We start from the raw sequence: 12290 nt of genomic DNA, 5'->3' as shown, positions 1-12290 counted from the left end.
TCGTATGAGTTGGCGGCCGCGCCGCAGGAAAACAATACAGTTTAACGCACCTGAGAACGCACGTTTTTGACGTCGTCATCTGCACTGGCCACCAAGGTTTTCTCAACCTCAGGCTGGCTTAAAAAAAGTCGTGGATCAAGCGGGTGGCCGCCGATTCTGACTTCGAAATGCAAGTGCGGGCCCGTAGAACGACCCGTAGAACCCACCTTCCCGATTTTCTGACCTTTTTCGACGAGGTCACCAACCTTGACGCCGAGCTGCGACGCATGCGCGTATCGGGTTACCAAACCATGACCGTGCTGAATTTCGATGGTTTTACCGTAACCGGGCTGATTACCCGATAAGGTCACCACACCGCCAGAGGCCGCATAAATAGGCGCACCATGGGGCGCTGCAAAATCCAGCCCTTCGTGCATCGTATGACGCCCCGATATCGGGTGACGACGCCAGCCGTACGACGAACTGAGATAAGGATAATTAACAGGTGAGTAAGAAGGCATGCTGGCCTCGATCCCCGCACGCTTTGTCATGACAAGGTCAAGCATGGCAAAACTGTCTCGCTGCATGGCCAGCCGGCGTTCCAGCAAGTCCAATTCGCGCCCCAGGGTTTCAGCAGACTCGTAAGGCACAGCCAGCCCGCCCGGCTCATCAAGCACATGCACCCCCTCTTCGAGGCTCGCTTGCACTTCCGGGTCGGTATACGACACACCTGCCGCCTGCGCAACCCGCTTGCTCACCCCGTTCATTTCAATAACCCGCGCCTGAAGCTCGCCGACCTTTGCGGCCAACTGCCCCAGGTTAGCGCGCAGCAATCCGCTGTCGCGCGCAGCGACCTGATAGTTCTGCGGCATGCTGTGCGTAGGCATCACGCTGTCGGCCTGAGCCAATTGTGCGTAACCCCAGGCCCCAGCGCCTGCCGAGCCTACCATCAGGGCAAGCGCCGCCGGCACCCAAACCCAAAGCCGTTTGTCTTTGGCGCTAGAATGCGCACTGACGGGGTCTTGCTTTTCAGACTTCAATTCTTTCACAACTGTCATTCCTTACTTATCCTGCATATGTCAGACACACCACGCCGCGCAAGTGCCTTTTTTGGGCGCAAGACGGGTCATACAGCCTACGATTGGCTGAACAATGACCAGCGGGGGGTCAACGTACTGGCAACAGCGCAACAACTGCTGCAAATTGAGCGCGCAACACAGAAAGCACTGCCACCGGCCCTGGCCAGCAGCTGCCGCGTTGCTCGCATAGAAGGCGATAAAGTGACACTGGCAGTACCCAGCGCCTCTCATGCCTCGAAACTTCGACAGCTCGCCCCAAGAATCGTTCAGTTGCTGATACAAACTGGCTGGAACGTTAACGAAATCGGCGTCAAGGTTCAAGCAAACCTGTTACAGGGCGAGATAAAAACAGCACGGGAAAAAGATGTGATCCCGCTGGATGCCCAAGCCCTGGAGGCTTTTGAACACTTGCGCAAAAACACCCCCGAGGGGCCGCTGTCAGACGCCTTGGCGCGGCTTATTGCGCGCCACAAGCTATAACCCGACGCCACTGCAAAATAAAAAACGCTGCAAAGGGCAGCGTTTTTTTATTGCCATATCGGTTAGTTTAACCGATTGAATTTACGCAAGTTTCCATTCGTGGACCAGAGCCTTGGGCGCAGCGGCGGCAGACTCGTAGGTGACGATTTCCCAGGCAGACTCGTCGGCCAACAATGCACGGGCCAACTGATTATTAAGCCCGTGACCCGACTTGCACGCCACGTAGCGGGCCACTAATGGCTTACCGATAAGGTACAGGTCGCCAATGGCATCGAGAATTTTATGTTTGACGAACTCGTCTTCGTAGCGCAGGCCATCGGAATTAAGCACCCGATATTCGTCCATGACGATGGCGTTATCAAGACTGCCGCCGCGTGCCAAACCTGCGGCAAGCAAGGCCTCGAGCTCGTTAACGAAGCCGAAGGTACGCGCGCGCGCAATCGCCTTGACGTAAGACTCTTTTGCGAAATCGATTTCAGCAAAGTTGGCGGTAGCATCGATAGCAGGGTGACGGAAATCGATGGAAAACGACAAGGCAAAGCCATCGTGGGGCTCGAGACGAGCCCATTTGAGGTCGTTGCCCTCGCCCTCTCGAACCTCGATGGGCTTGAGTACGCGAATGAATTTTTTGGCGGCCTGCTGCTCTTCGAGGCCGGCCGAACGCAGCAAATAAACAAAGGTACCAGCACTGCCGTCCATGATGGGGACTTCTTCGGCGTTGAGGTCGATGTGCAAATTATCGATGCCCAGACCGGCGAGCGCCGACATCAGATGCTCAACCGTAGAGACCCTGACATTATCTTTCTGCAAAACAGACGCCATGCGCGTGCCCCCTACCAGACTAGCCTGGGCGGGCAAGTCGACGACCTGAGGCAGATCGGTTCGGTGGAACACGATACCTGTGTTGGGTTCGGCTGGACGCAATGTGAGCTCGACCCGACGGCCGGAATGAAGACCAACCCCGGTCGTACTGATGGGTTTTTGCAGGGTGCGCTGACGTAACATGATGATATTTATGGTGCTATTTTTAGCGCCGTGATGTATTCACGACGAGGTTTTTATTGTAACCGCTTATCGGGCAACGTTAAGCTTTTTGTACTGCCCCTGAAACAATCTGAAAATTTCAAGCACACGCGCCCGCCCGCCGGCCTGTTGTTCCCCAGAACAGGCCGGCGGGCGGGCTGCGCCAGGGCTAAACCACACCCCTACATGTGAGAGTCGTTTTTACGCTACAGCGTGCCGAGGAGTTTAATCGGCCTGCTTGCGCAAAAACGCGGGGATATCAAAGTGATCCATACCCGCCGTTTCGAGGGCGCGCACCTGAGCCGAAGCCTGACTACGCGGGTTGCGAATAACCGCCGGCACTTCGGCTGCACCCGAAAAATCGTGACCGCTTGCGAACGGCGCGTCGTCGGTACCAGTACGACGCGCTTCGTGCTGGGTTTGCACCAACTGAGGACGTGCATTTGCACGGCCCAAGCCTGTAGCCACAACGGTCACACGCAGGTTCTCACCCATAGATTCGTCGTAAGCCGTTCCGTAAATAACGGTGGCATCTTCTGCGGCAAAGCCACGGATGGTATCCATGATTTCGCGCGTTTCACGCATTTTGAGCGTACGGCTAGCGGTAATGTTAACCAGCATGCCACGGGCACCATGCAGGTCAACACCTTCGAGCAGCGGGCAAGCAATGGCTTGCTCGGCAGCCACACGCGCACGATCTGCGCCGGCTGCAATCGCAGTGCCCATCATGGCCTGACCCTGCTCACCCATAATGGTCTTAACGTCTTCGAAGTCGACGTTGACGTTGCCTTCGACGTTGATGATCTCGGCAATACCGGCGCATGCATTGTGCAATACGTCGTCGGCAGCCTTGAAGCAATCTTCCTGGGTGGCGTCATCATCCATCAGGTCGTAGAGGTTTTCGTTCAGTACGACGATCAGGGAGTGCACATGACGTGACAACTCGGAAATGCCCTCTTCGGCCATGCGCAGACGCTTGTGGCCCTCGAACGAAAACGGCTTGGTTACCACACCGACCGTCAAAATACCGAGCTCTTTAGCCACTTCGGCTACAACCGGACCTGCCCCCGTGCCTGTACCGCCACCCATACCGGCAGTGATAAAGACCATGTGCGCACCGTTCAGGGCGGCACGGATCTCTTCGCGGGCTGTTTCAGCCGCGGCACGCCCCTGTTCGGGCTTGGCGCCAGCACCTAAGCCGGTGCGGCCAAGACGGATCTGCACAGGCGCTTCGGTAGCAGCCAAGGCCTGCGCATCGGTATTGCAGCAAATGAAATCGACACCGCTGATACCGGACCGGATCATATGGGCCACAGCGTTACCGCCGGCCCCCCCAACACCGACGACCTTGATAACGGTGCCGCTGTTATTGTTGTCGAGCATTTCGAAATTCATCATGTTGACTCCCTCACATGTTCAAAAATTAGTTTTCAAAATTCCCCAATACCGCTATTTTCAGAAATCGCTTCAAAGGAAATGCCAACTGGTTGTTCGCATCTGATTTGAAACGTCTTCTTTGAACAGGCCTCCCGACCTGCCCATCAAGGCACTTACGCGCCTTAATTCATGAACCACTCTTTCATGCGGGCCAGCAATGTTTTGACGCTGCCTTTTTGCTGCGCCACTTTCTTGCCCCGAACGCGCTGCAAACGCGCTTCGGTCAACAGCCCCATAACCGTAGAAAACCTTGGATTGCGCATCACATCGGCCAAACTGCCCTCGTAGGCCGGCACGGCAACGCGCACAGGCTTCAGGAAAACGTCTTCGGCCAGCTCTACCACCCCAGGCAACAAGGCTGTGCCACCCGTAAGCACCACCCCTGACGCCAGCAAATCTTCGTATCCCGACTCGCGAACCACCTGCTGTACAAACGTAAACAACTCTTCAACGCGCGGCTCGATGACTGCACCCAGCGCCTGACGCTTCACATGCCGGTTCGGGCGGTCGCCCAAACCCGGCACTTCGATGTGCTCTTCGGGGTTGGCCAGCACTTGCTTGGCTATCCCGTAACGCAACTTGATCTCTTCAGCATCGGGCGTTGGCGTGCGCAACATGGCCGCGATATCGCTGGTAATTTGATCACCCGCGATCGGAACCACGGCAGTATGGCGAATGGCGCCGCCGGTGTAAATGGCTATGTCAGTCGTACCCCCGCCAATGTCCACTAAAACAACGCCCAACTCTTTTTCGTCGGCGGTCAGGCACGCCATGCTGGAGGCCAAAGGTTGCAAAATAAGGTCTTGCACCTCGAGCCCACAGCGGCGCACACACTTGACAATATTTTGTGCCGCACTGACAGCACCGGTCACGATATGCACTCGCACTTCAAGCCGCAGGCCGCTCATGCCGATAGGCTCGCGGATGTCGTCCTGGTTATCGACAATGAACTCTTGCGTCAGTACATGCAAAACTTGTTGGTCGGTCGGAATATTGACGGCCTTAGCAGTTTCGATAACGCGTGCGACATCGGTGGGGGTGACCTCTTTGTCTTTGACGGCCACCATCCCGCTGGAATTGAAGCTGGTAATGTGGCTGCCGGCAATGCCCGTGTATACCTCACGGATCTTGCAATCGGCCATGAGTTCGGCCTCTTCAAGTGCTCGCTGGATCGAGTTAACCGTTGCCTCGATGTTGACCACAACACCCTTGCGCATGCCCTGCGATTCATGCTGCCCCAGGCCGATCACTTCGAAGCGACCTTCCGGCAAAATTTCGGCCACCACCGCAACCACCTTGCTGGTACCGATATCCAGGGCAACAATCAGATCTTTGATGTCACGCGTCATAATGTTTTATTCAGAAGAAGAAGAGGAAACGGGCGCCAAAGTAACGGCAAACCCATCTGGGTAACGCAAATCGGCACTGGCCACTTTTTGCTTGAGCTGCTGAGCTAACACGGGCCAAGCCTGCACAAAACGCTCTATGCGCTTGGCAAACGGCAACGCCCCCGAACGCCCGTGCGGATCCGCAACGTCGGCAGCCGGATCTCGCCCCAGGTTAAGCAAAAGGCCATCAGACAGCTTCACAGACCACGCGTACCGCGGGCTGAGATGAATTTCGCGTACGGTCAGACCCAAGGGAGCAAACCAGCGCACCAGTTCAGCGTAACGCTGCACGACCAGCCGCTCAGCGTCTTTCGGGCCCGAAAACTCAGGCAGTGCAGCATCGTCGGGCAGCTCACCCTGGTTGGCCCGAAATGCCTCACCCCAGGTATTGATCATCTGATCTTCATTCCATAGTGCCAAAGGCTGCTGCTCTTCGAACTCGACCTGCAAAGTATTGGGCCAGACGCGACGAATGCTGACGTTTCTCACCCACGGCACAGTTTCAAGCAGGCGCCGGGCCTCATCCAGATTTACACTGAAAAAGTTGCCCATCAACTTGCCGGCAATGGTCGCCTGGACCGTCGCCGCCGACACATAGCCCAACGCTTGCTCGTCCATGGGCTTGATCTGAACTTGCGCAATAGCAAAGTAAGGCCGCTGAACCACCCAAACGACAACGCCCACCACCATAGCCAACAACGCCAGCATCGCCAGCGTATTCGCAATGAAGTTGATGAGACGGGCGTCGTTAAACACGTTCAGGTCCTTATGCGTTTTCGGGTGCGCGCACTTTGCACGACGCCGTATCAAGGATAGCCAGACATAATTCGGCGTATGTCATGCCCGCCGCTTTGGCCCCCATGGGTACCAAAGAATGGCTAGTCATGCCAGGCGATGTATTCATTTCGAGCAACCAGGGCTGCCCCTGCGCATCGAGCATAAAATCGGCACGCCCCCAACCTTCACAACCCAGCGCGGTATAGGCTTGCTCTGCCAACCGGATCAGTTCGACGGTTGTCTTTTTCTCGACGGGCGCCGGACATTCGTAACGGGTGTCGTTAGAGACGTATTTGTGCTCGTAATCGTAGTTGCCGCCAGGCGCAATGATCTCGATCGCCGGCAGCGCGCGAACCTCGCGCCCTTTACCCAGCACTGGCACTGTCAGTTCGCGGCCCTGCACAAAAGCTTCCAGCAAGACCTCGTCATCAAAACGGGCGGCCAACCTATACGCGGCCAACAGCTCACTTTCGTCGCTCACTTTAGTGATACCCAGCGTAGACCCTTCGTGGGGCGGCTTGACCATCAGGGGGTAACCGACTTCGCGTCCGGCCGCTTCGAGCTCGTCTTCGTGCTGGACGACCGCATACCCGGGCGTTGGCAGCCCGACGTTGATCCAGATTTTTTTGGTCATGATCTTGTCCATGGCCAGGCTGGAGGCCAGCACACCGCTTCCGGTGTAAGGCACGCCCATCAGCTCCAGCATGCCCTGCACCGTGCCATCTTCACCATAGCGGCCATGCAACGCAATAAACACCCGATCGAAACCAGCAACAACAAGCTCTTGCAGACTACGTGTGCCGGTATCGAACAAGTGTGCATCAACGCCGGCGCTACGCAAGGCTGAGCACACACCCTCACCGGACATCAATGACACTTCGCGCTCGGCCGAAGAACCGCCATACAACACGCCAACGCGTCCGTAAGCCTTGGTCATACCAAATCTCCTAACTGTGCCGGAACTTTACTGATCGAACCGGCACCCATAACAATCACAACATCGCCATCGCGTGCAAAATCAACAATGGCTTGCGGCAGATCTGCCACGCTCTCTATAAACAAGGGCTCAACCTTTCCGGCCACCCGCACGGCCCTGGTCAAGGCGCGGCCATCGGCAGCAACCAACGGCGCTTCGCCCGCCGGATAGACCTCGGTAAGCAATACCGCATCGGCCTGACTGAGCACCCTGACGAAATCTTCGAAGCAATCGCGGGTTCGGGTGTAACGATGTGGCTGGAAGGCCAGAACGATTCGGCGGTCGGGCCAGGCGCCGCGCGCAGCCGACAATGTCGCGGCCATTTCGACCGGGTGATGACCATAATCGTCAACCAGGGTAAATTTGCCACCACCGTGCGCCTGAGGCACCGCAAAATCACCCACTTGGGTAAACCGGCGACCAACGCCGTTGAATTCGGCCAGCGCTCGGGCAATTTCTGCGTCTTCGACACCCAACTCAGTGGCAACGGCTATCGCTGCCAAGGCGTTCAGCACATTATGACGACCTGGTAAATTCAGGCGCACCGACAACAAGGGCAATTGGCCGTCAACAGATTTGCGAACAACGTCAAAGCACATCGTCGTGCCTTCAGGACGCACATTCACAGCGCGGACCAGAACGTCTTCACCAAAACCGTAAGTTGTTACGGGCCGCGAAATGAAGGGAATAATCTCGCGGACGTAAGCATCATCACCACACACAATGGCGCTGCCGTAAAACGGCAAGCGCTGCGTGAATTCTATGAACGCGCTTTTCAGCCGGGCGACATCATGGCCGTAGGTATCCATGTGGTCGACGTCGATATTAGTGATGATGCCCATCACCGGCAGCAGGTTCAGAAACGACGCATCCGATTCATCGGCTTCAACAACGATGAATTCACCCTGACCCAAGCGGGCATTCGCGCCGGCCGACGTCAACCGCCCGCCGATCACAAAGGTTGGGTCCAACCCACCCCCGGCAAGCACACTGGCCACCAGACTGGTTGTCGTGGTTTTACCGTGGGTTCCGGCAACTGCAATACCGCGTTTGAGCCGCATGAGTTCGGCCAGCATCAGGGCGCGCGGTACAACCGGTATGTGGGCGGCACGGGCGGCAAGCACTTCAGGGTTATCGCCCGATACGGCGGTGGAGGTCACCAAAGCCCCCACGCCCTTGATATTGTCGGCATGATGACCAATCGTTACTTTCGCCCCCAACTGTTCCAAACGTCGCGTGACGGCAGACGCCTGAATGTCGGAGCCGCTGATGGCGTAACCCAGGTTCAGCAAAACCTCGGCAATGCCGCTCATCCCGGAGCCACCAATACCGACAAAATGGATACTTTGAATTCTATGTTTCATGCGCCCCTCCCGGCGGCTAACTCGCATGCGTCCGCAATCGCCTGAGTCGCGTTCAGACTGGCATGCTCATGAGCATGGCGCGCAATGCCGGCCAGCTCGGCGCGCGAACGCTGCTGCAACCAGCTGGACAACCATTGCGGTGTCAGCTCGGACTGAGGCTGCAACCACCCCCCGTGACACTCGCTAAGGTAGCGGGCGTTAGCCGTTTGATGATCGTCAATGGCATGCGGCAATGGTACAAACAACGCAGCCACGCCAACGGCAGCGACCTCGGCCACCGTCATTGCGCCGGCCCGGCACACCAGCAAGTCGGCATCGGCAAGCGCCGCTTTCATATCGGTAATAAATGCGTGACACTGTGCGTCAACACCCGCGCTCGCATAAGCTTGTCTTACGGCATCAAGATGCTGCTCGCCGGTTTGGTGCACGACAATAGGCCGTTGATCTGGAGCCAACAAAGCCAACGCTTCTGGCAATGTTTCGTTCAAGGCTTTAGCCCCTAGGCTCCCACCCACCACCAATAGCCGCAACGGCCCTTCTCGGCGGCCATAACGCTGATCAGCGGCATCTATTTGCATTAATTCAGCGCGAACCGGGTTACCGACCATTAGGGCGCCAGGCAGCGCACCGGGAAAGCCGACCAATACTTTGTCAGCCATTTTGGCTAACCAACGATTAGCCGTGCCGGCCACCGCATTTTGTTCGTGTATGACCATAGGGATGCGCTTTAACCAAGCGGCCAAACCGCCGGGGAACGCGACATAGCCGCCCATACCAAGCACCACATCGGGCTTGACCTGCAGGAGCGCAGACCGGGCTTGCAAGCTAGCCCGAAGCAAACTGAATGGCAATGTCACCAGTGCCTTGAGCCCTTTGCCTCGTACACCAGCAAAACGCAACGGCTCGAGCGCCAGCCCATGCGCAGGCACCAAACGACCCTCCATGCGCTCAGGGTGACCCAGCCAAACGACGCGCCAGCCGCGCAACTGCATTTCGTGGGCAACCGCCAAACCGGGCATGATGTGCCCGCCTGTACCACCCGCCATGATCATTAACGTACGCGCCGTCATGTCCGTTTACCTCTCATCAGGTTTCGGTTTTCGTAGTCGACGCGCAGCAATATCGCAACCGCCACCATATTCATCACAATACCCGAGCCCCCGTAACTGACGAGCGGCAAGGTAAGCCCCTTCGTGGGCAACAAACCCACGCAAACGCCAATATTGATAAACGACTGAATACCAAACCACATTGCCACGCCCTGCGCGACCAGACCATTAAAGACACGCTCAATGGCGATGGCCTGACGGCCAATATCGAAGGCCCGCCAGATCACATAGGCAAAGCCGAGAATCAGGCACAAGACACCCACAAAGCCAAGCTCTTCGCCAATAACAGCCACGATAAAGTCAGTATGCGCTTCGGGCAGATAATGGAGCTTTTCAACACTGGCGCCCAAACCCACGCCAAACCACTCGCCCCGCCCCAACGCGATCAGGGAGTGCGAAAGTTGATAAGCACTGCCATACATATTGTCAGGATTCCAGGGGTCGAGATAAGCGAACAAACGCTCGCGACGCCACGGCGCAAGCCATATCAGCATCAGGAAGCTGGTCAATAGAATGCCTAGCAAGGCCGAAAACAGTCTGCCGTTCAGCCCGCCAATAAACAACACACCCACGGCAATGGCCACAATGACGATGAACGCACCAAGGTCTGGTTCGAGGAGCAGCACCATGCCGACCATGGCCAATGCCGCCGCCATAGGCATGAACCCCCGCAGGAAGCTTTGCATATGTGCCTGCTTACGCACGGTATAAGACGCCGCAAACAAACAAATAGCCACCTTCATCAGTTCGGACGGCTGAAAATTAATCGGCCCAAGCGGTAGCCAGCGACGCGCCCCGTTCACTTCCCGCCCAATGCCGGGAATCAGGACGACCAACAACAAAAACAAACACACCAGGAAAAGCGGAATAGCGATTTTTTCCCAAACCCGGAGTGGAATACTAAAGGCCATGACGGCAGCCACAAGCCCGACGGCCAGGAACAAGCCATGACGCACGACAAAGTAATAGCGACCGTAGTTGGCATAACGTGGCCCGTCGGCCAGCGCAATCGAAGCCGAATACACCATTAACAAGCCGAACAACACCAGCGCCAGCGTGACAGCCAAAACACTAAAGTCGAAGCTGGGCATACTGGTGCGCCCCGGCTTGACCGAGTTGATACCGGATGTCAGGTCGGCGAACAAGCTCATACCACCTCTCCGTGATCCATAGCCAGCTCGTTGACCGCGTCAATATACACACGCGCCCGATGCGCGTAATCGTTGAACATATCCATACTGGCGCATGCCGGTGACAACAGCACGGCCTGCCCTGCTTTGGCCAACAGCATGGCCTGCCTGACTGCATCGTCCATGGTTGCCGCATGTACCACGGGCACGCCAGTGTCTGCCAATGCCTGCTCGATACGCGCGGCGTCTTGGCCAATAAGCACAACCCCGGCCGCGTAGGCGCGCACAACCGGCGCCAACACAGAAAAATCTTGGCCTTTGCCAAGACCGCCGGCAATCAACACTACGTTTTGCCCCAGGCCTTCGAGGGCGGCAACCGTTGCGCCGACATTTGTGCCCTTGCTGTCGTTAATGAAATCTACGCCAGCCACAGTACGAACAAATTCGGTGCGATTAGGCTCGCCGGCATAATCGCGCAATGCGTGCAACAACGGCGCCCAACCTAACCCTGCTTCGCGCGCCAGCGCCAGCGCAGCTAGGGCATTCAGGGCATTGTGCATGCCACGAATCTTTAATGCATCAACAGGCATCAGGCGACTGAGACGGCCAACCTCGCGTCGTTGCTGCTCTGTTTGTTTGCGACGTCGCGGCGCCGATGGCGCATCGAAGTCAGCCGCTTCAGCCACACACAACCAGTTGACACCATGATCAGACGACAACCCGAAATCACCGGTCAACGTCGGCGTGGCGCGGCCAAAAGACCGTACTGCCACATCTTCCAATGCACCTACCATCTGGGACACAGCAGGGTCATCACGGTTGATCACGGCCACACTCGCCATGCTCAACAAGCGTGCCTTGGCATCAGCATAGGCTTGCATCGATCCGTGCCAATCCAGATGATCTTGTGTCACGTTGAGCACTACCGCAGCATCAAGCGCCAATGAATGGGTGGTTTCCAGCTGAAAGCTCGACAACTCCAGAACCCAGGCCTGAGGCAACGCGTCGTTGTCCATGGCGTCCATCAGGGCGGTCAATGCGGCCGGACTGATATTGCCGGCAGCACGCGTACTGATACCGCAACCCGCCAACAAATGGCGTGTCATGGCCGTAACCGTCGTTTTCCCATTGGTGCCAGTGACCGCCAATACCTTGGGTGCATAACCTTGCCCGCGCATGTCTGCCAACGCGCGCGCAAACAACTCGATCTCGCCCAGCACCTCGATACCGGCCTCGCGTGCGGCCTTAAGAAACCCGCACACCGGCTCGGCGAGCGGCGAAAGGCCGGGGCTGACAACAATTTGTGCAACACCCTCTAGCGCCGCAGGGACCAGCGCATTGACGCCCAGTTGATACTCAACAGCGTACCCTGACAGGGCTGTCTTGAATGCATCGAGGCCTTTAGGACTCTCGCGCGTATCGAGCACACGCAACGGCGCACCATGACGGGCGCACCAGCGTGCTGCGGCCATACCTGTTTCGCCCAGGCCAAGCACAAGCGTTGGCTGTTCGACAGGGATGGAGGGAAAATCGAATTCGCTCATGAGC

11 protein-coding genes are annotated in these 12290 nt (G+C 57.1%); 1 reads left to right on the top strand and 10 read right to left on the bottom strand.

Going from position 1 to position 12290, the window contains the following annotated elements; all coding sequences use genetic code 11:
* Positions 1-41 precede the first annotated feature (41 nt).
* A complete protein-coding gene (locus PuT2_RS08330; protein ID WP_233574842.1) occupies positions 42-1037 on the bottom strand; it encodes a M23 family metallopeptidase in 996 nt (331 codons plus the stop codon).
* Between the two features lie 18 nt (positions 1038-1055).
* Here PuT2_RS08330 and PuT2_RS08325 point away from each other — a divergent pair, with 18 nt between their 5' ends.
* The gene (locus PuT2_RS08325) at positions 1056-1538 is read left to right on the top strand and encodes a DciA family protein (RefSeq protein WP_093970588.1); all 483 of its coding nucleotides are present in this window, start codon (positions 1056-1058) and stop codon (positions 1536-1538) included.
* An 81-nt stretch (positions 1539-1619) separates the two neighbouring features.
* Here the strand turns inward: PuT2_RS08325 and lpxC are convergent, their stop codons facing one another.
* The 9 genes from lpxC to murD all read right to left on the bottom strand — a co-directional run bounded on the left by lpxC (position 1620) and on the right by murD (position 12286).
* Positions 1620-2543: a UDP-3-O-acyl-N-acetylglucosamine deacetylase gene (gene lpxC / locus PuT2_RS08320; protein ID WP_093970587.1), complete on the bottom strand. Its 924-nt coding sequence runs from the start codon at positions 2541-2543 to the stop codon at positions 1620-1622.
* A 243-nt stretch (positions 2544-2786) separates the two neighbouring features.
* Complete coding sequence (ftsZ, locus tag PuT2_RS08315) at positions 2787-3959, bottom strand: cell division protein FtsZ (protein ID WP_093970586.1); 1173 nt, start codon at positions 3957-3959, stop codon at positions 2787-2789.
* A 161-nt stretch (positions 3960-4120) separates the two neighbouring features.
* Positions 4121-5347 carry a cell division protein FtsA gene (gene ftsA, locus PuT2_RS08310; protein ID WP_093970585.1) on the bottom strand — a complete coding sequence of 409 codons (1227 nt, stop codon included), beginning with the start codon at positions 5345-5347 and terminating at the stop codon, positions 4121-4123.
* A 6-nt stretch (positions 5348-5353) separates the two neighbouring features.
* Complete coding sequence (locus PuT2_RS08305) at positions 5354-6142, bottom strand: cell division protein FtsQ/DivIB (protein ID WP_093970584.1); 789 nt, start codon at positions 6140-6142, stop codon at positions 5354-5356.
* A gap of 10 nt (positions 6143-6152) precedes the next feature.
* Positions 6153-7100 carry a D-alanine--D-alanine ligase gene (locus tag PuT2_RS08300; RefSeq protein ID WP_093970583.1) on the bottom strand — a complete coding sequence of 316 codons (948 nt, stop codon included), beginning with the start codon at positions 7098-7100 and terminating at the stop codon, positions 6153-6155.
* A complete protein-coding gene (murC, locus tag PuT2_RS08295; RefSeq protein ID WP_093970582.1) occupies positions 7097-8503 on the bottom strand; it encodes a UDP-N-acetylmuramate--L-alanine ligase in 1407 nt (468 codons plus the stop codon). The genes PuT2_RS08300 and murC overlap by 4 nt, the downstream gene beginning before the upstream one ends.
* On the bottom strand, positions 8500-9573 hold the full coding sequence (gene murG / locus PuT2_RS08290) for an undecaprenyldiphospho-muramoylpentapeptide beta-N-acetylglucosaminyltransferase (protein WP_093970581.1): 1074 nt from the start codon (positions 9571-9573) through the stop codon (positions 8500-8502). The genes murC and murG overlap by 4 nt, the downstream gene beginning before the upstream one ends.
* The gene (gene ftsW, locus PuT2_RS08285) at positions 9570-10763 is read right to left on the bottom strand and encodes a putative lipid II flippase FtsW (RefSeq protein WP_093970580.1); all 1194 of its coding nucleotides are present in this window, start codon (positions 10761-10763) and stop codon (positions 9570-9572) included. Before ftsW ends, murG begins: the two co-directional genes overlap by 4 nt.
* The gene (gene murD, locus PuT2_RS08280; RefSeq protein ID WP_093970579.1) at positions 10760-12286 is read right to left on the bottom strand and encodes a UDP-N-acetylmuramoyl-L-alanine--D-glutamate ligase; all 1527 of its coding nucleotides are present in this window, start codon (positions 12284-12286) and stop codon (positions 10760-10762) included. The genes ftsW and murD overlap by 4 nt, the downstream gene beginning before the upstream one ends.
* Positions 12287-12290 lie beyond the last annotated feature (4 nt).

Origin of the sequence: Pusillimonas sp. T2 (assembly GCF_002236805.1) — a bacterium.
Taxonomy (GTDB): domain Bacteria; phylum Pseudomonadota; class Gammaproteobacteria; order Burkholderiales; family Burkholderiaceae_B; genus Neopusillimonas.
This window is presented reverse-complemented; position numbering and strand designations above follow the sequence as displayed.